This window comes from Corynebacterium sp. MC3 (genome assembly GCF_900099485.1).
GTDB lineage: Bacteria > Actinomycetota > Actinomycetes > Mycobacteriales > Mycobacteriaceae > Corynebacterium > Corynebacterium pseudogenitalium.
Window position 1 is genome coordinate 1 of sequence record NZ_LT622809.1, and the last position, 18,509, is coordinate 18,509.

The window sequence follows — 18,509 nt, forward strand, 5'->3', positions numbered from 1 at the left end:
GCCGCCGGGGAGGTACCACTGACCTGATCGCATCTGCTCCATCGAATACATACCAGCCAGGGTACCGGGGTGTGTAGCCCCTACGGCCCTGCCTGCCGCTCGGCTTACCGCCCCCGCCCGTCGAAAAAGTTCCCCCGAGAACCGTGATGCGGGGAACGATCTTCATGGACAGGCGTCGCGAACTGGGGAAACGGCAGCGTCGGTCGACCGGAGTGGGCTCGAAATCCAAAATGGTTCCCGAGCGCGGGAACTTTTTCAAAGAGTATCGGTGCGAGCCGAGAAGGGACAGAGCATTGAGGGGTTTCGGTTGACAGGGGGACATGTCAGGGGGACAATGAGTACAACACAAAACATGGTGTTGTGATGTGTTGTTGTGTTGCAAAATAGAACCACCCTCCAGGGTGTTTGAGGACCTGGAGGGTGGCGAGGGACACACTACATGAGAGCATTCTGAAGGAGCGGCCAAACTGCTTCAGAAGCGCGGGTGAATCCAACGGTTAGCGCAAGTAACCACACCCACGGGATGCGAAGATTGAATTTCCATCTTCGCATCCCTTTCTCTTTAGTTTTCTGTGTCTCTCAATTTGGGGCTTAAGGGACATTTTGTGTGTTTTTACGGCGTGTCGCGATAAGGGACATTTTGTGTGTGTTTAGCTGCGTCCAGCCCACCCTTTTCTCACGCCTAAGCTGGGGTTCCACTGATGATCAATGCCGGTATCGAGGCTTAAGGGACATTTTGTGTGTAACTAGCCGCGTCCAGCCCACCCTCTTCTCACGCCTAAGCTGGGTTCCACTGATGATCAATGCCGGTATCGAATTCTTTCGGCCCGTCGACCTCTTCCCGTCGACCTACTCCGGTTTACCAACGCAGGTCAGCGCAAAATCGGCAAAATAGCCCCAAAATCATCCAAATCACCGCTGACCTGGGTTGGTCGACGCAATGAGGTCGACCGGAACCCCCGATACCTCTATGCGACCAGAATTGTGCACGTCAAGGGCTTTGCTCGTCCCCCTGGCTATATGCGACCGCCCAACGCACAGGCGGCTGGTTCTAGTCCCCCCGCACACAAACAATCGGACACCCTCTGCCCGGTATGCGCCTGCTCGCGCGCGCAAGCCGCACACTTGGCGAATACCTAGGCCGCGCCGGATGGCCGCCCTCGGACCGCGACGCTGCGGCTGGCGAGGGAGCGGACCAGGGTCAGACCGAGGAGAGCGCCCTTGCCTTGATCTGGTCGAACTCCTGCTGGGTAATCGCTCCCGAGTCGAGAAGGGCCTTCGCCGAGGCGATCTCATCGGTCGGGCTCGATCCGGCGGAGCCGCCGGCGACGGACTTGATGTACTCATCCTGCCGCTGCTGGAGCTCCTGGCGCGCCTCGACCGCGCGGTCGGTCATCCCCCGACCTCGAACAAGCAGGTACGCGAGCATTCCGATGAACGGCAGCGCGAGGATGAACACCACCCACAGCGCCTTCGCGAAGCCGCCGAGGTCCTTGCTGCGGAAGAGATCTCCGAAGATCCACCACAGGGACATGAGCCATGCGAAGAAGATGAAGAACTCGAACATGGCGAGTAGGAATGAGCCGTTGTCGTCGAACATTTGCTGACTTCCTCCTGACTGGATGGACGCTGGCCGAGCGGTCCACGCGGACCCCAGCGCACGACGGTTAGGAACAAGGACGTGCCCGGGCCGTCGCCGAACCATGTTAGCAGCTTTTCCTCACCAAGCGTAGTAGCCGGGTTGCGACGCGCTGACCGGGTTGGGCTGGTGAAGACGGGCCTGGGACTCCACGATTCGTAGCGACCAAGCAACGGATCGAGAGGAGTCCCAGGTGAGTGTTGAGGCTACCGTCCTGTCCGCTGCGATGCTCGGCATCTCGGGGTTGGTGGTGCTTGCCGTCGGTGAGTACGGCGGTGAGCTGGAGCTGTTGGTGGAGACCTCCGAGTCGGTGACCGGGTGCCCGCGGTGCGGGGTGGTCGCGGTGGCCCACGGCCGGCGTGAGCATCTGGTGCGTGACATCCCCTCGGCGGGGCGGCCGGTGCTGCTGGTGTGGCGCAAGCGGCTGTGGCGGTGCGCCGAACCGGCGTGCCCGCAACGTACCCGGTCAGTACACCTAATAAAGCGACGTCAGTACGTTCGCTAATGCTCGAGCTGATCTTTCATCGCTCGTACCTCTTGGCTGCCAGCGTGGTCACTTATTCGCAACCGCCCACCGTGCGTTCTCTACACCCCTCACCGTTGCACTCATGTGAGACATTTGAACGCGCTGTGGCCTTATCCGTCCCCGCGGATTGCTCCTCGCCTGTCATTCCTGAAGGGTGTCAGGAAGTTTGTGTGTGAGGCTCTGATCTAGAAGGAGTTTCACCGATAATGACTACGGTGTCACCGAAGAAAACCATGACCCGGCGAGGGTCAACGAGATCAGCGAGAAGCTGATGGAAAATTCTGAAATCGCCAGCTTGATTAGCGAGCTGTCGAGCTCCGCTGATGATGCAAGCGAGCTGGTCAAAGGCCTGCTGCAAGCATCAATCAACGCTGGCCTTAAGGCGGAGATGGATGCGCACTTGGGCTACGGCCATTCCGACCGCAAAGCGAAATCCCAGGTCGAAACCGCACAGGAGAATAATCACCGTAACGGGTCGTACACCAAGACCGTCAATTCTGGCTACGGCGCAGTTGAGGTGACCGTGCCCAGGGATCGTGCCGGCACGTTTACTCCCCGGATGGTGCCCAAGGGTGCACGTCGGCTCACAGAGCTCGACGACATGATTATCTCGCTCTACGCCGGTGGGATGACCGTGCGCGATATCCAGCATCACCTCGCGACCACCCTTGGGGTGGATATGAGCCCGGATACGATCAGCACCATTACCGATGCGGTGTTAGACGAGGTCATGATCTGGCAAAACCGCCAGCTCGACGAGTTTTACCCGGTGATCTTCCTCGACGCGCTACGCGTGAAAATCCGTGACGGCCACCGCGTGGTCAACAAGGCTTGCTACATGGCGGTTGGTGTCGACATGGACGGCATCAAGCACATCCTGGGACTGTGGATCGCCGACAATGAAGGAGCCGCATTCTGGGCATCGGTGTGTGCGGATCTGGCTAACCGCGGTGTCCAAGACGTGTTCATTGTGTGCTGCGACGGGCTCAAAGGCTTGCCGGAAGCCGTGGAGGCAACCTGGCCGAATTCCATGGTACAGACCTGTATTGTGCACCTGATTCGGGCTGCGAACCGGTGGGTGTCCTACCAGGACCGCAAAGCAGTCTCCCGCGCGCTGCGTGAGGTCTACACAGCCGCTAACGAGGACACCGCACGTGCCAGCCTGGATGCTTTCGAGGCCAGTGAACTGGGCCGGAAATACCCCCAGTCGGTCAAAGTCTGGCGCGACGCCTGGGAGCGGTTCGTGCCGTTTCTGCAGTTTCCGCCGGCGGCACGCCGGGTGCTCTACACCACCAATTCAATCGAGTCGCTGAATGCTGAACTGCGTAAAGCTACCCGCAACAGGGGCCAATTCCCGAACGATACTGCCGCACTAAAGACGCTGTGGCTGATGATCTGCAACATCGAACAAGCGTGCCGCCCAGCGAGCGAAGAAAGCAAAGCGCGACATTGAGTGCAACGGCTATATTGAAGGAGCGAAAGCCACCGGGTGGAAACAAGCCATCAACCAACTAGCCGTGGCTTACCCCGACCGATTCGCGGACTACTTGTAAACCACCCCCCTAGAGCACTCGATCTCGCTGGGGTCCCTGCGCTACCCGCAGACTTCATACCACACACCAGACGTCATTTGGTGTTGGTTTCTCGAAACGGGCGAATGGAACTGTTTTGAAAACCATATCTGGTTGTTGTCCGAGGTCATCCCAGGAAACCAGATAGATTTATACACACAAAATGTCTCTTAAGCCCAATTTGGAGCATGAAGCAACCCATAGGATTCCTCCTTATCAGGCGCCGCCCCATAGGGTCCTTCCGCAGGTGAGGGACGAAATCCCACGGAGAGGCGCAGGTGAATAAACTCCTGCGGACAGTGAAGTACTCACATGAATGGGTACGCACTGCAGGTGAGAGTATAACCCTGAGATTTGAAAAAGCAGGACGATCACCCAAACGCCCAGGCACGCCGAGCCCGCACGAGCACTACACTGCCAACCATGACAGAGACAACGAAAGTAGCCGTAGTAACGGGAGGCTCCGCCGGGATCGGGGAGGCGTGTGCGCGGGCGCTCGCCGCGGACGGTTGGAAGGTGTACGTGGCGGCGCGCCGGGTGGAGCACTGCCAGGCCATCGCAGAAGAGATCGGGGGCGTGGCGGTGCGCCTTGATGTGACGGATGAGGTGAGTGTGGGGGAGTTGGCGTCGATAATTGAGGGGCCGGTTGGGCTGCTGGTGAATAATGCGGGCGGCGCGAAGGGCCTCGACCTGCTTCGCGACGCGAACCCCGCCGACTGGCAGTGGATGTACGAGACGAACGTGCTCGGCACCATGCGGGTGACGAAGGCCCTGTACCCGCACCTGCTGGAGGCGTCCGGTCTGGTGGTGAACATTGGGTCCGTGGCGGCGACTGACGCGTACAAGGGCGGCAGCGGCTATAACGCGGCGAAGTACGGGCTGCGCGGGATCACGCGGGCGCTGCGACGGGAGGAGGCGGAGAACAACATCCGTGTTACGGAGATTGACCCTGGCCGGGTGAAGACGGACTTCTCCCTGAACCGTTTCGCGGGCGATGCCGAGCGTGCGTACGCGGTGTACGAGGGCAAGTTGAACTTGACCGCGGAGGACATCGCGGAGGCGGTGCGCTGGGTGGCGAGTTTGCCGCCGCACGTGAACATCGATACGTTGTCGATTATGCCGACTGACCAGGCTGAACGCTAAGTGTCGGGGGCGTGGCTTAGACTGGCTGCATGATTCTAAGCACTACTAATTCCGTCGATGGGGGCACCATCGCTGAGTACATGCGCATCGTGGGCGGCGAGGCGATCGTCGGCATGAATGTGTTCAAGGATTTCGCGGCGGGCATTCGCAACATTGTGGGTGGTCGCGCCGCCGCGTGGGAGGCCGACGTCGTGCGCGCCCGCGAGGAGGCCCTGAACGAGCTGTGGCATCGCGCCGCGGAGATGGGGGCTGACGCGGTGGTTGGCGTGAAGGTGGACTACGAGTCCATGGGCGCTGACGGCGGCATGATGTTGGTGTCCGCGGTGGGCACTGCGGTCAAGCTTGCTCCGCCGGTGGTGTAATCATGGCGTTTGATGTGGTGATTTCGGGGGAGAGCATTAAGCTCGGTCAGTTTTTGAAGGTGGCCAACCTTGTGGAGTCCGGCGGGCACGCCAAGGAGCTCATCAACGCCGGCGAGGTCAGTGTCAATGGGGAGGTGGTGCGTGCGCGCGGGCACCTGCTTTTCGACGCCGACTCCGTCACCGTCGGCACCCAAACGGCAACCGTGAGCACCGGCGGGGATGACGGCGACTACTTCGATGAGCGCACCGCGAACGACGATTTCGATCCGGAAAAGTGGAGGAACATGTAAATGCCTGCGTTTCAGGGAACACCAGGGATGCCGTACTGGCAGGACTGCTTGACCAAAGACGTGCAGAAGTCCGCGTACTTCTACTCGAAGGTGCTCGGGTGGGAAGTTACGGGCGAGACGTACCGGGTTGCCCGCAAGGACGGGCTGCCGGTGGCGGGCTTCGTGCCGTCGAAGCAGGAGCGGGACCTGTGGGTGACGTACTTCATGGACGCGGACGGCTCGATTGAGTCACGCGTGGAGCCGCTGGGGGGCAAGGTGCTGAGCTCCCAGGAGGTGGACTTCGGTGTGATGACGGTGTGTGCCGACCCATCCGGTGGTCTGTTCGGCTTGATGCGCCCGGCGGGGGAGGACGCCTTCGTTGCCGCTGGTGAGCCGGGTGTTTCGGTGTGGTACGAGTGCGTGGCGCCGGATGAGGCCACCGTGGACTTCTACGGGGAGCTGTTCGATTGGGAGCTGCGCAAAGAAAGCGGCTACTACATTGCGCTGCAGGAGGGCGCGGCGTTCTTGGGCCTGCGTCTGGACCCGCGGCTGCAGCAGCACGGCCTTGCGGCGGTCTGGCACTCCTACTTCGGCGTCAAGGACGTTGATGCGGCATCCCACGCGGTGCGCATGGGTGGCGGCCAGGTGTTGGCTGGCCCGACGCTCAGCCCGTTCGGCCCGATGCTTGGGGCGAAGGACGCCACCGGCGCCAACGTGTACCTGTGTGAGGTGCCGGAGCCGGTCGGTGAGGACGTCAGTGAAGCGGACTCCATCCTGGACCTCTAGGGCGCGAAACGAAGCGGAAGCACTGTGTTGAAGAAGTGGATTGCTGCGCTGCTGGTGTGCGCGCTGATGCCCGCGTTGCAGGGGTTTCACGTGAACCCCGGCTACACGCGGGAGCGCACTGCGCTGGCGGTGGTGCACCCGGACGGCCGGGTGTCGATCTCCCCGGCGGGCGAAGAGCCACGCGCCGCGCTGTCCCTGGCCAAGCTCTACCTGGGGTACTGGGTGCTCTACAACGGCACGAAGGAGGAGAAGGCGCAAGTTGAGGAGATGGTGCGGGTGTCCAACGACGCGATCGCCGAGGCGCTCGACGCTCGCTACCCGCAGGCCATCGACGAGATTGCTGCCGACTTCGAGCTGGAGCGCACGCAGCGCGTCGGCGCGTGGGGTACCACGTTGACGTCGGCGAGGGACGTGGCCACCTTCATCGCGGCGATCCTGTGGGACCCAGCGGCGGAGCCGCTGCTGGAAGGGATGCGTCGGCAGTCGTTGGTAGCCAATGATGGGTTTGGCCAGCAGTTCGGCACCGCGCGTCTGCGCGGCGTGCAGGGTTCCAAGATGGGCTGGGCCAACGAGGCCACCACAGCGACCGCCTCTGTCTCCTGGGGCACCACGCTGGATGAGACGTGGGCGGTGGCGGCGCTGACGAACGGCAGCGCCTACCACAACACCGTGGATGTGCGGCGCGGCATTGTGCAGCGCCACGACGCCACGCCCGCGTCAGCCTTCGGCCACAGCAAGTCCGGAAAGAAACTCCGCGGCATCGAGGACCTTGCGCCGGTGCTGGGCCGGGGTAGCGATTACCCCGGTGGAGACGTACTCTTTCACTTCCGCCCCCTCGACTGAGGGCTGCTCCCACGCGGCGTCGGAGGCGCGTTGCAGCAGCACCTTCGCTTCGCCGACCTCGATCGTTGTAGCAGCGTCAGTGGGGAAGGTGAGCACGTAGGCGTCCGCGCCCGCAGGCAGCAGCCCGCAGGAGGAGCCGGTGCCCCACACGGCAACCATGTCTGCGCCTTCCTGGCGTGCGGCATGCACGGCGGAGGCGACGCCAGTCGGGTCGTCTACGTCGTAGGCGCGGGCACCGGCCTGCTCAGCGCAGGCGGCAACCTCGGGGCGCCAGGCGAACTCGCGGGCATCCGCTGGCCCGTCGTAGCAAGACACCACCCACACGCCGCCCTTTGCGGGCGCCTTCGATGAGGTGAACACCTGGCCCAGCGGGGCGTCCTCGACGGAGACGTCCCCGGTCAACGCCACGCCCGGCATCTGGTGATCCACTGCGGAGCCCAGCATTAGCATCGCGGCGTGCGTAATCCGGTCCGGAAGCAACGCCAGGTACTGCGGGGAGTCCTCGTAGGACGCCTCGATGTAGGACACCAGCTGCGCGAGCTGCTCGGACTCCGGCAGGGTGCGCTCCACGCCACCGACCTGGAACTCCTCGGAACCCTGCTCGTTGAGCGGGTAGTGCGCGCCCTCCGCGCCGGGCTGAAGCGACGATTCCTCTACCATATTTTGACCCTTTCCTCCGGGGCGATCCACATCGGGGAGCCGGGCTCCACGTCGAAGGCCTCGTAAAACTCGTCAACGTTGGAGGCGATGACGTTGCAGCGGAACTCGTTCGGCGAGTGCGGGTCAATCGCCAGCAGCTGCGTCGCCATCTCCGGCCGCGCCTTCGAACGCCACACGCGGGCCCACGCCAGGAAGAGCTCCTTCAGGTTCGGCTCGACGTTGTTGTCGGCGCAGTACAGCTGGTACGCCACTACCGCGATACCAAGGCCGCCCAGGTCGCCGATATTCTCGCCGAGCGTGAACTCGCCGTTGACCCCCGCCACGTCCTGGCCCTCCAGCACAGAAGGCACCAGACCCTGGAACTGCTCCACCAGCTTCGCGGTGCGTTCCTCGAAGTGGGCGCGGTCCTCGTCGGTCCACCAGGAGTTGAGGTTGCCGTGGCCGTCGTAACGCGAGCCCTGGTCGTCGAAACCGTGGCCGATCTCGTGGCCAATCACCGCGCCGATCGCGCCGAAGTTGCGCGCCGGGTCCGCCTCCGGGTCGAAGAACGGCGGCTGCAGGATCGCGGCAGGGAAGGTGATGTCGTTGACCACTGGGTTGTAGAACGCGTTGACGGTCTGCGGGGTGGTCACCCACTCGGAGCGGTCCGAAGGCTTGCCGATCTTGCCCAGCTGGTAGTCATGCTCGAAGGCGGCGCCGCGGCGCACGTTGGCCACCAGCTGCTCACCGGAAGGGTCAAAGGTCAGGCCCTCGTAGCTGCGCCAGGTTTCCGGGTAGCCGATCTTCGCCTGGAACAGGCGCAGCTTCTCCAGGGCGCGCTCGCGGGTGGCGGGTGTCATCCACGGCAGGTTGCTGATGCGCTGCTCGTAGGCGCGCACGAGGTAGTCCACCAGGGAGAGCATCTGCTCCTTCGACTTGGCGGGGAAGTGGCGCGCCACATACTCCTTGCCGATCTCCTCGCCCACCAGCGACTCCACCAGCCCCACGCCGCGCTTCCAGCGGTCGCGCTGCTGCGTCGCGCCGGAGAGCACCGTGCCGTAAAACTCGAAGTTCGCCCGCCCGATCTCCTCGGTGAGCACGCTTGCGCGCGAGCGCAGCACGGTCCACGCCGCCCACAGTTGCCAGTCGGCGAGGGTTTCGGGGCGAAGCATCGTCGCTAAGTCCTCGGTGAAGGAGGGCATCATGTTGATCACGCGGCCGTCGCGAAGCCCGGCGCCGCGCAGCATCGTCACAATTATCGACGGCAACTCCGCCAACTCCACCGGGTTGTAGGTAGCCATCGCGTCCCGGCTGCGCACCACATCCCAGTGGCTGGCCGCCACCTGGGTCTCCAGGTTCATGATGCGCTGCGCCGCCACCTCAGGCGTAAGCCCCAGCAGGTACGCCGGGTCCAAAAACGCCAGCATGCGGGCCACGTGCTTCTGGTAGGTGGCGCGGGTCTCCGCGTGGGCGTCCTCCCGGTAGTAGGCCTCGTCCGGCAGGCCAAGGCCGGATTGGACAAGGTAGGGCACGCTGTCCTCGCCCTGGGAGTCCTTTTCAACCCAAAAGGCCAGGGGGGAGCCGACACCCGTGCGGTCGAGCACGCCCAGGTTGTGGGCGAACTCCTCGATATCTTTCACCGCGATCAGGTCCAGGTCCGGCTGCAGGGGCGCGGTTCCTGCGGCGTTGATGGCGTCGGTGTCCATGAAGGAGGCGAACAGGTCGCTGGTCTCCGAGACGATCGCGTGGACGTCCTCCTCCGCCTTGTCGCGCAGGGCGTAGAAGGAGCCGTCGATGCCGCGGTCGGCCGGGATCTCGTGGGAGTCGACCCACTCGCCGTTTACGTGATGAAAAAGATCATGCATGCCCACAACTCTAACGTGTGCGCCAGACATGCGCGTCGGCGGGACTAGCGGTGGTTGGCGATCCAATTCGCAGCCTCATGCTGCTGCGCCAGCGTGTAGGACCCGTGCGCACCGATCGAGTGGATGATGCTGCTCGTCCGGCCGTCGTTCGCGCGCGCGATGTCAATCACCCAGCGGGGCATCTCGCCGCTGCTCAGGTTGACGTCCATCGCCGGGTCGACGATCTCGCGCTGATCCTCCGCCGGGGCGCACACGATGTCGCCGGTGTTGCAGATCTCCAGCACGCGCTCACCGAGGTCGCCATAGCCGCCCTCGAGCTCACCGAGCGCGCCGCGCACGTGTGGCGACGTCCCCGCAGAGAGCGCCGCGCCGTTGCCGCCTTGGTACGGGGTGGAAAACAGCGCGGCCGAGGCAACGCGTTCCTTCGCGATCGGGCCGCGGTCGTGCGCGATGTTATTGAGCATCCGCGACACAATATCCGCGCCGAGGGAGTAGCCGGTGAAGCTGAATCGCGCGTTCGGGCAGGCGTTCGCGATGCCAGTGACGGCCTTCTTCGTCTCCGCGTAGCCGCGGTTCGACGCCGTCCGGTACTGTGTGGTGGCGAACGGCGCGGCGTCGTACGCGATCCACAGCGGCTGAATCTGCCCGCCCGTAAACAGCTGGGTAAGCACGCCCGTGAGCCACACGTTGCCACCATGCGGCAGGTTGCGCGGTAGCCCCGGCATCGTATTGACGCCCCCGGGGACCGCGATCAAGTACTCCGACTTGCATCCCTGGGACTTCAGCAGGCTCGGCAGCCGGAACGACGGTGCGATCGGCGCCGGCAGCTGCAGCTGTTGTGCAGACGCAGGTGCCGCCGCACCAACCGCGACAAGGGCGGCGGTAGCGACGGCAACAAGGACGGAGCGGAGGGATGAGAAAGCGCGCATGGCGCCTCATCTTAGCTGTTAGACCTCCCGAATCTTCATCGGGCCTGGGGTCCACCACCCTGAACGGGTGACCTCCTCGAGTTGGATCTCCGCGAGCGCTGGCACCTCACCAATGGAGTTCGTGCGCAGCTGGTAGCGCGACAGGGAACCCCAGTCGCGCTGCCAGTCGCCCTTCATATACCCCGGCACCTGGTAGGAGTAGTTCACGGCCTCCGCGGTGGACAGCGCACCGCCGCCCAGGAAGTCCATGAAGCCGGACAGCTGCTGCTTACCCGGTGCGTCAGGCATGATGCGGAACTCCGGAATCTCGGTCACGCCGGCGAAGTGGTTGAACGTGCGCTGGCACGGGTACTGGAAGGCCACCGACCAGTCGAGCAGGCCCGGGGTGTCCGAGTCGAACATCTTGTTCAGCGGCTGCAGCGTCGGGTTGCGCAGCGGGGTGACGGCCATCCAGTCGTCCTCCGCAAGGGAGGCGTCCTCGGCGACGAGGCGCACCACGTTCGCCTCCTCAGGCAGGTCCGCGATGGGGTAGCGCAGGTTGCGCCACTTCGGTGTCGGCCCCTGGTCCAGCATTTCTGCCTCGCCCAGGGTCTTTATCGAGCCGTCGTCGCTGCGCACGCCGTACTCCAGCACCAGCTCGGCACCTTCCTTCTCGACGCCATTAATGTCGTGGTGCGCGATCTTGCCAGCCACGGACGTGACCAGCAGGGGGGCGTCGTCACGCTTCTGTGGCAGCTCGAACCAGGTGGTTTCCAGGTAGGCCGTGCGCGTCGCGCGCTCGTCGTATGTGCCCAGCAGCGGGATGCGGTTGAAGTCCAGGTTGAACGGCAGGCGCACCGTCGACCCGTTGACACCACGCAGCGTGAATGGGCGGTTGCCCTCGACGCTGCGTGCATCCGAGGAGAGCTCAGGCTCCTCGTTTGCATCGGACTGGACGGTCTCGATGGCGGTGTCGTCGCCCGATTTCGTATCCGTGGTGTCGGCGTTGTCGTCCGCGATCGTGGCAGGCACGCCGTCCGGGTAGAACGCGCGGTTCACCCCGGAGTCCAGCGAGCGGCCCAGCGGCACCCCGTCGACAGGGGTGAGGAAGGAATCGTTCGTGTCGGTCTCAAGCAGAATCTCGCTGCCGAGGGCGCAGATGTCACCCTTGAACGTCTTCACGTTGCCCATGCCCACCGAGTAGTTCGGGGTCTGCTCCGCAAACGCCTTCACGAAGGTGAGGCACGAAAACGCCACCATGAGTACCGCGGCGACGGCGATCGGCGCGGCCATCACGCCGCTGTGTATAAGAGACAGGCTCATGATGCGCTGCGCCGCCACAAAGTCATCTTTAAGGACTGTCTCTTGAACACATCAGGATGTATATAAGAGACAGGAATCAGGGCGCGGCCGCAGCCACTGGACGACGCCCACCAAGGCAATCACCAGCGTAATTCCGAGCAAAACAGTGTTCGCCTCGATGCCCTTCACCTGTGGGTTCTTGTCCCACCACGGCACGCCGAAGGAGGACACGTACCACCAGGCGTTCCAGCCCGCCAGACTCAGGGACACCAGGAAGAGCACCGCGGCGATCGCAAAGGAGCGGTTGCGCGCCGACTGCAGCGCAAAGTGAGACAGCACCACCGCGCCGAGTGCTGCGACCACACCGCCGATACCCGCGTAAATACCGAAGTGGTGCGTCCACTTCGTCGGGGTGAACATCAGGAAGAACGTGGACAGCCCGATGATCAGCATCAGGCGCTGCGTCGGCTTCGCAGGCGTGCCTGGGATCGCGCCGTGGCGTGCCATCGAAAACAGGATGAGGACTACGCAGAAGGCGAAGACCAGCATCGGGAAGCGGCGCGACAGCGAGCCGTCGACAGCTTCCTGGAACAGCGTGCCGTAGCGCACCCACTCCGAGTACCAGGACAGCGCCGGGCCGACCTCGCCGCGCACCTTGGTGGCCTCCAACACCGTCGCCAGCGTCTGGTCCTTGAACACCGGCACCATCACGGCGAAGCCCGCCGCCAGAAACGCCGCTATGTACGCGATGCCCGGGGCAATCGCGCGTCGCTTGTTCATGATGCGGAACACCTCAGGCAGGCAGATCAGGAACACGCCCACCGCCGCCAGGCCCGTCGGGCCGCAGGCCCTGTCTCTTCTACACCTCTCACCGAGGATAAGCGGCACCCGTAAACCCCGAACCACCACCGACAGCCCGCGGATGATGAACAGGGAGAAAAGCGGCGGGGGGACCCCCGTCCCCGGGGCGGGCAGGAGGTGGTTCGGGGTGCGGCTACCCATCTAGAGGTCAAAAAAGAGGGGGATAGGAGCCGGGCCGCCACCACCGTGCCCAGCGCCGCCGGGGCCAGCCGCTTCGTCGCGATTGTGCGCTCAAACAGCGCCCACGTCAGCGTCAACCCCATCGCGATAATCGGCTCCGGGCGGGTGCCGTTGTTGTACGGCAGCCAGAACGCCAGGAACACAAACGCTGCAGTCCAGTACGCCATGCGGCGGTCCGCGATGACCGCGCCGAAGCGCGGCAGCAGCTCGCGGGAAATCAGCCACCACACCAAGATGGCGGCCAGCAGCGTCGGCAGGCGCATCCACATCGACGCCGTCGTCACCTTCGCCAACAACGCCAACACGTCATAGAACGGGGAACCGAACGGCGCCTCGGGCACGCCGTACCAGCGGTAATAGTTCGCCATGTAGTCCGAGTCGTTCGAGACCCGCGCCATCGTCAGCAGGAAGCCGTCATCCGAGGTGTTCGCGCCGAACACGTGCCAGAACCCCAGCACCGCCAGCACCACCGCGTCCAGCGGCTTGAACGTGCGCCAACGACGGTTGAACAGCGGGATACGACGCCCATCCAGCTGATCCAGGCGCCACAGCCCCCACAGGCTCACCGCCATCGCGGCCAGCCCCAGCCACATCGCCAGCGACTTCACCAGGGTCGGGCTGGACGTAAAGCGAGAGTTGATCTCGATGTTGGCGGCGAGCCCGGCGTCAATAAGCTGCGCCGACGACTCCTCCTTCAGCTCCGAGTACAACCCACTGAGCTGCGGGCGATAATCATCCTCGAGGACCTCCTCGAAGCTGGTGCCCGGCACCGAAATTTCCGCCTGCTCATCCGTGATGTGCACCCGCAGCTGCTTGTCCGGGCCGATACCCGCCAGCTCGCCGGGGCTCAACTCGAAGAGCACCTTATTAATCGAGCTGACCACCAACCCGCCATCCGGCGCGGACACAAACATGCCACGGTCGGTCGCCTCCTCCGAGGACGCAGGCAGCGTCGACACAATGATGTTCTGGCCTTCACGCAGGTGACGCGTCGCCTCCAGCGGCACCGTCATGTCAATCTCCTGCGGCGCCAGCGAAATCAGCGGGGCATTCACCGACCCCACCGAGCCGCCTTGCGGCCACTGCACTGACGACTGCACCTGCGTCACAGGCAGCAGCGGCGTCAGCAGCAGCAACACGAAGGCGATGAAGCCGGACACGACGGTCGCAGCCACCAGCTGGCGCGGGGCGCGCCGAGGTTGTTGCGCGCCGGGCGTGCTCGCCGCACTCTGTGGGTTCGCAGGGTTCACGGGATTCACGGATGTCTCAGTTGTCACAGGGGCATACTCTACTTCTCAGGCGTGGCGGCATTGCGAACCACCACGACAAACGGACCAATCTGCTTCGCGTCCCACGTCTCGCGGGGGAACGCCTTCGGGTTAAAGAACAGGCCTTCGTAGCGCACGTTCGGCTCGCTCGGGAAGATGTTGTGGCCGATGTGCGTCTTCCACGCCACATCCCGGTTCTCGGTGGCGTCGGCGCGCGGGTCATCGCTCATGGTTCCGCGGAAAATGAATGCCTGCGGCGCCGTCCACTTCGTGTCCTGCATCGCTGCGTCGAGCTTCTCGGGGGCGTCGAAGGAGAGCTTCGCCCACTGCGAAAGCGCCTCGTTGCGCAGGTGGAACTCGCCCAACGGGTTGGCGTAATGGCTGGTGAACGCGTTGAAGCCGTGGTAGGGCTTGAACGCCATGAAGTTGATTTCATCCGTGTACACCACGGTCTCCCCAGGGGTGTAGCCGTGGGACTGGATGAACTCGTCGATCTCGCCGTAGTAGCGGCCCGGGTCCGGCGGGAAGCGGTCGGCGCGCTCGCCGAAGCCGTCCGTATCCGAGTACGCCTGGTCAATGTGCGCCTCGTTGAGTGCCGGGATGCGCTGCACGAACGAGAGCGTGCCCGCAGCCACCACGATGATGAGCACCGCGGTGATCACGCGCTGCGTGCGCTCCTTGAAGTGGCCCGGGTAGTAATAATCGACGCCAGCAGTGCGCAAGTCCGCCACCGCGAAGATACCCACGGTGGAAAACAGCAGCATCAGCAGCACCTCGATGCGGAAGCCCAGCAGGGACGTGCCCAGCAGCGACGCAAACATCGAGACGATCACCCAGGTGTAGCAGACCACCACCATCACAGCTAACGACGCCACCTCAGGCACATGCAGGCGCCCAACCATGAAGATCAGGCCCAACACCGACAGCACGCCGATGATGGACAGGGAGAAGAACGGCAGCGGGATCACCGTGCCCTGGGCGGGCAGGAAGTGGTTCGCGGTGTGGCGCACGTCGAAACCGCCGAAGGCCGACTCGTACAGGTACGGCGCCCAACCAATCGCCGCGATGCACAGCGCACCCACCCCGGAAGCCAAAAGGTGCACGACGGGGCCGCGCGCGAACTTGCGGCGGAACCATAACAGCACCGCGATCACCACAACGGTCAGCGCGGCGATCGCAGTAAACAGGGTGTAGAACATGGCGGAAACGCCCAGGTAGAGCGCCAGCACCACCGTGGCTTGCCAGGAGCCCGTCAGTGCCTTGTACGCGGTGACAGCGGCCGCGGGGGCGAAGAGGGCGACGATCGCCGCGTAGGGCTCGTCAGGAGTCTCGGTGAGCACGATGCCCGTCGATACGAGCGCGATCAGCGTGGATACCGGCAGGGAGCCGCACAGCTTCCGCCAAATCGGTACCAGCGCGCACGCCGCGGCAGCCAGGGATACCAGCGCCCACGGCTGGTATACCTCCCAGCCTTCCATGCCCAGCAGGTGCGCGAGGCGCCCGCCGAGCCAGAACCACCCAATCGGGTAGAAGGTAGGCAGGTCCAGGTAGTTCATGTCCTGGTTGGTGGCCACCTCGGTCATCCGGCTCAAGAACTGGGTACGGAACCCCTGATCCACCTGGATGCCGTCCAGCCACAGGCGTGTCGACGCCAGCGGGATCCCCAGCGCCGTAATCACCAGACCAGCCGGGGCCAGCCCGCAGACAGCCTGGCACAGCACGCGCACCGGCCGCGACAGGCGCTTCCGCACCCACGCCCAGCACGCCAACGCCGCGCACAGAATCACAACGAAAGAGCCGCCCGTGGATAGAGCGCGCGTCACCATCGAGGTATTAAACGCAGGCAGCGACGTGGAGTGCAGCACGTACCACACCGCCAACGTCACCACCGCCGCGCTGGTACCGGCCGCAAGCATGCGCAAGACCGCCGACGTCCATGACACAGCGTCAGGCTCGTAGTCGACGGTCTTGAACTCCAGCGTGGGTTGGATGGATGTATCTGTCATGCACTCAGTTTGGCACATCGCAGCGCATCCACCACGTTCCCCGCCGGGAATTAGAAGTTGAGCTTGCGCATAATCCCTGCCGGGATGTGCTGCAGCACCAATGAAATCGGGCCGAACAGCTTGTGCACAAACACGCTTGGCTCGCCCTTCAACGCAGCCTCAACGGCAGTCTGCGCCACCTCTTCCTTATCGACGGTCAGCGGAGCCTCCTCCAACCCATCCGTCATCTTGGTACGTACCTGGCCTGGGCGAACCACAGTCACCTTCACGCCGGAGTCACGAAGCGCCTCACCCAACTGGAGGTAGAAGGCATCCATGCCAGACTTCGACGCGCCGTACACAAAGTTGGAGCGACGCACGCGCTGGCCCGCAACGGAGCTCATCGCGATGATGGTGCCGTGGCCCTGGCGCTTCATCTCCTGGCCCAACAGCACGCCGACGGACACGAACGCGGTGTAGTTCACCTGCGCCGACTCCACGGCTGCCGCCTGGTCCTGCCACAGCTGCTCCTGGTCACCCAGGGTGCCGAAGGCAACCACGGCGACGTCAACATCGCCACCGGAGAACGCCTGCTTGATCACGTCCGGGTGAGACGCGAAATCGGTCGCGTCGAAGTCCAGGACCTCAACGGAGCCTGCACCTGCGTTGGTGATCTCGGCAACGGCGGCGTCGATACGCGGGGAGCTCTTGCGAGCCGCGAGGGTGACATTCGGATTGCCGCCGCGGGTGACGAACTCGCGCACGATGGCGAGACCGATGTCCGAGGTGCCACCCACGAGCAGAATGTTTTGCGCTTGGCCTACTGCATTCAACATGTGAAAAATCTCCTTCAGGTAGTTCAGCTAGTTCAGCTCGAGGCGGCGGGACATGTCGGAAGCGAAGACGCCGGTCGGGTCGATCTCGCGGCGGGTCTTCAGCCAGCCCTCCAGACCTGGGTACATCTTGTGGAACTTCTCTGCCGACGTACGGGACTCCTTCGCCAGGTAGAGACGGCCGCCGAACTCCATCACCTGGTCATCCAGGCGGTCCAGGAACTCGTTGAGGCCCGGGCGGATCGGGAAGTCCACGCAGACGTTCCAACCCTTCATCGGGTAGGACAGCGGCGCGCGGTTGCCCTCGCCGAACAGCTTGAACACGTTCAGCGCCGTGTAGTGGCCGGAGGACTGGATCTGGTAGATGATGTCCTTGAACGGCTCCACAGCGGTCGTCGGCACCACGAACTGGTACTGCAGGAAGCCCGCGCTGCCGTAGCCGCGGTTCCACTCACCAATCAGGTCGAGCGGCTGGTAGAACTGCGTCAGGTTCTTGATGTCGTTCTTGCTCGGGGCGCCCATCATGTAATAGGCCTCGCCGATGGCGGACAGCGTCAGCTTGTTCATGGTCCACGACGGGAAGATGTCCGGCACCGTCATCAGCTGAGGCGCCTTGAAACGCAGCGGGTCCTTCGCCAGCTTCGGCGCGTACTCCTCCAGCTGCGCCAGCGTCGCCAGCGAGCCACGGGAGATGGTGGAGCGGCCCGTCTTCGGCGGCGCGGAGATGGCGTCGAACCACGCGGAGGAGTAGGTGTAGTTGACCTCGGAACCATCCGAGTGCAGCGCGATCGTCTCATCCAGGGTGCTGGTGCGCTCCGTGTCAGACAGGAAGTACGCGGTCTCCGTTTTGGTCATCTGGATGCGTGCGCGCAGGATGATGCCGGTCAGGCCCATGCCGCCGACCGTCGCCCAGAACAGCGTGCCGTCCGGGTCGTCCGCGCTGCCTTCCGGCTCGAGGTGCAGGACGCGGCCGTCCGCCACCAGCAGCTCCATGGAGACCACGTGGTCGCCGAAGGAACCAGCGGAGTGGTGGTTCTTACCGTGGATGTCCGGACCGATCGCGCCACCGATGGTGACCTGGCGGGTGCCCGGCAGGACCGGAACCCACAGGCCGTACGGCAGGGCCGCCTTCATCAGCTGGTCCAGGTTGACGCCCGAGTCCACGTCGACGATGCCGGTCTCCGGATCAATCGAGTGGATCTTGTTCAGCTCGTTGATGTCGATGACCAGGCCGCCACCGTTCTGTGCTGGGTCGCCGTAGGAGCGGCCCAGACCACGGGCGATGACGCCGCGGCGAGCGTGCTCAGGCAGGCTCTCGTTATCCTGCGCGACCTGTGCGACGGCTTGCTTGATGACCTCCACGTCAGGCGTGGACAGCACATGCGCAGTCGACGGAGCCGTGCGGCCCCAGCCGTAGAGTGACTTAAGATTGGTGTGTAGTTCCATCTCTTTCGCTTCTTCTTGTCGTCGTTGCTTCGCCGAAGTGCGAAGACATTCGGTTCGAGTCTAAATGATGTAAGTCGAAAAAC

15 protein-coding genes and 1 pseudogene are annotated in these 18,509 nt (G+C 63.8%); 6 read left to right on the plus strand and 10 right to left on the minus strand.

Annotated features, from left to right (window positions below):
• Positions 1 to 1,201: 1,201 nt before the first annotated feature.
• Positions 1,202 to 1,600, minus strand: coding sequence for an SHOCT domain-containing protein (locus tag BQ4436_RS00260; RefSeq protein WP_070477224.1), 399 nt, complete (start codon positions 1,598 to 1,600; stop codon positions 1,202 to 1,204).
• Positions 1,601 to 1,832: 232 nt separating this feature from the next.
• On the opposite strand from BQ4436_RS00260, the gene BQ4436_RS00265 reads away from it, so the two are divergent.
• The 6 genes and pseudogenes from BQ4436_RS00265 to BQ4436_RS00290 all read left to right on the plus strand — a co-directional run bounded on the left by BQ4436_RS00265 (position 1,833) and on the right by BQ4436_RS00290 (position 6,296).
• The gene (locus tag BQ4436_RS00265) at positions 1,833 to 2,144 is read left to right on the plus strand and encodes a transposase family protein (protein ID WP_070363309.1); all 312 of its coding nucleotides are present in this window, start codon (positions 1,833 to 1,835) and stop codon (positions 2,142 to 2,144) included.
• A 227-nt stretch (positions 2,145 to 2,371) separates the two neighbouring features.
• A pseudogene (locus BQ4436_RS00270) lies at positions 2,372 to 3,718 on the plus strand (IS256 family transposase).
• A 441-nt stretch (positions 3,719 to 4,159) separates the two neighbouring features.
• Complete coding sequence (locus BQ4436_RS00275) at positions 4,160 to 4,879, plus strand: SDR family oxidoreductase (protein WP_070363308.1); 720 nt, start codon at positions 4,160 to 4,162, stop codon at positions 4,877 to 4,879.
• Positions 4,880 to 4,908: 29 nt separating this feature from the next.
• Entirely contained in the window at positions 4,909 to 5,241 is a 333-nt protein-coding gene (locus BQ4436_RS00280; protein WP_070363307.1) for a heavy metal-binding domain-containing protein, read from the plus strand.
• Between the two features lie 2 nt (positions 5,242 to 5,243).
• Positions 5,244 to 5,531: an RNA-binding S4 domain-containing protein gene (locus tag BQ4436_RS00285; RefSeq protein ID WP_070477226.1), complete on the plus strand. Its 288-nt coding sequence runs from the start codon at positions 5,244 to 5,246 to the stop codon at positions 5,529 to 5,531.
• The gene (locus tag BQ4436_RS00290) at positions 5,532 to 6,296 is read left to right on the plus strand and encodes a VOC family protein (protein WP_070975123.1); all 765 of its coding nucleotides are present in this window, start codon (positions 5,532 to 5,534) and stop codon (positions 6,294 to 6,296) included. It begins immediately after the preceding gene.
• A 717-nt stretch (positions 6,297 to 7,013) separates the two neighbouring features.
• On the opposite strand, the gene BQ4436_RS11375 is transcribed toward BQ4436_RS00290, so the two are convergent.
• From BQ4436_RS11375 to BQ4436_RS00335, 9 genes are read right to left on the minus strand one after another with little or no spacing between them, the layout of a single operon-like run.
• Positions 7,014 to 7,799 (minus strand): hypothetical protein, encoded by a 786-nt coding sequence (locus BQ4436_RS11375; RefSeq protein ID WP_083329355.1) that lies wholly within the window; start codon positions 7,797 to 7,799, stop codon positions 7,014 to 7,016.
• Positions 7,793 to 9,643, minus strand: coding sequence for a M13 family metallopeptidase (locus BQ4436_RS00300; protein ID WP_070975195.1), 1,851 nt, complete (start codon positions 9,641 to 9,643; stop codon positions 7,793 to 7,795). Before BQ4436_RS00300 ends, BQ4436_RS11375 begins: the two co-directional genes overlap by 7 nt.
• Before the next feature lie 44 nt (positions 9,644 to 9,687).
• The gene (locus BQ4436_RS00305; RefSeq protein ID WP_070363303.1) at positions 9,688 to 10,572 is read right to left on the minus strand and encodes a cutinase family protein; all 885 of its coding nucleotides are present in this window, start codon (positions 10,570 to 10,572) and stop codon (positions 9,688 to 9,690) included.
• Between the two features lie 18 nt (positions 10,573 to 10,590).
• On the minus strand, positions 10,591 to 11,892 hold the full coding sequence (locus tag BQ4436_RS12080; protein WP_070975125.1) for an arabinosyltransferase C-terminal domain-containing protein: 1,302 nt from the start codon (positions 11,890 to 11,892) through the stop codon (positions 10,591 to 10,593).
• 33 nt (positions 11,893 to 11,925) lie between these two features.
• On the minus strand, positions 11,926 to 12,762 hold the full coding sequence (locus BQ4436_RS12085; protein WP_255366068.1) for an arabinosyltransferase domain-containing protein: 837 nt from the start codon (positions 12,760 to 12,762) through the stop codon (positions 11,926 to 11,928).
• Positions 12,660 to 14,171: an arabinosyltransferase domain-containing protein gene (locus BQ4436_RS00320; RefSeq protein ID WP_083329356.1), complete on the minus strand. Its 1,512-nt coding sequence runs from the start codon at positions 14,169 to 14,171 to the stop codon at positions 12,660 to 12,662. The genes BQ4436_RS12085 and BQ4436_RS00320 overlap by 103 nt, the downstream gene beginning before the upstream one ends.
• 11 nt (positions 14,172 to 14,182) lie before the next feature.
• Positions 14,183 to 16,168, minus strand: coding sequence for a galactan 5-O-arabinofuranosyltransferase (locus BQ4436_RS00325; protein WP_070975128.1), 1,986 nt, complete (start codon positions 16,166 to 16,168; stop codon positions 14,183 to 14,185).
• A gap of 50 nt (positions 16,169 to 16,218) precedes the next feature.
• A complete protein-coding gene (locus BQ4436_RS00330) occupies positions 16,219 to 16,983 on the minus strand; it encodes a decaprenylphospho-beta-D-erythro-pentofuranosid-2-ulose 2-reductase (RefSeq protein WP_070975129.1) in 765 nt (254 codons plus the stop codon).
• A 27-nt stretch (positions 16,984 to 17,010) separates the two neighbouring features.
• A complete protein-coding gene (locus BQ4436_RS00335; RefSeq protein ID WP_070477238.1) occupies positions 17,011 to 18,426 on the minus strand; it encodes an FAD-binding oxidoreductase in 1,416 nt (471 codons plus the stop codon).
• Between the last annotated feature and the right edge of the window lie 83 nt (positions 18,427 to 18,509).

Excerpts from the sequence above, each read along its gene's own strand:
- BQ4436_RS00260 (WP_070477224.1), bottom strand. The coding sequence starts at position 1,600 with ATGTTCGACGACAACGGCTCATTCCTACTCGCCATGTTCGAGTTCTTC.
- BQ4436_RS00275 (WP_070363308.1), top strand. The coding sequence starts at position 4,160 with ATGACAGAGACAACGAAAGTAGCCGTAGTAACGGGAGGCTCCGCCGGG.
- BQ4436_RS00280 (WP_070363307.1), top strand. The coding sequence starts at position 4,909 with ATGATTCTAAGCACTACTAATTCCGTCGATGGGGGCACCATCGCTGAG.
- BQ4436_RS00285 (WP_070477226.1), top strand. The coding sequence starts at position 5,244 with ATGGCGTTTGATGTGGTGATTTCGGGGGAGAGCATTAAGCTCGGTCAG.
- BQ4436_RS00290 (WP_070975123.1), top strand. The coding sequence starts at position 5,532 with ATGCCTGCGTTTCAGGGAACACCAGGGATGCCGTACTGGCAGGACTGC.
- BQ4436_RS11375 (WP_083329355.1), bottom strand. The coding sequence starts at position 7,799 with ATGGTAGAGGAATCGTCGCTTCAGCCCGGCGCGGAGGGCGCGCACTAC.
- BQ4436_RS00300 (WP_070975195.1), bottom strand. The coding sequence starts at position 9,643 with ATGCATGATCTTTTTCATCACGTAAACGGCGAGTGGGTCGACTCCCAC.
- BQ4436_RS00305 (WP_070363303.1), bottom strand. The coding sequence starts at position 10,572 with ATGCGCGCTTTCTCATCCCTCCGCTCCGTCCTTGTTGCCGTCGCTACC.
- BQ4436_RS00325 (WP_070975128.1), bottom strand. The coding sequence starts at position 16,168 with ATGACAGATACATCCATCCAACCCACGCTGGAGTTCAAGACCGTCGAC.
- BQ4436_RS00330 (WP_070975129.1), bottom strand. The coding sequence starts at position 16,983 with ATGTTGAATGCAGTAGGCCAAGCGCAAAACATTCTGCTCGTGGGTGGC.
- BQ4436_RS00335 (WP_070477238.1), bottom strand. The coding sequence starts at position 18,426 with ATGGAACTACACACCAATCTTAAGTCACTCTACGGCTGGGGCCGCACG.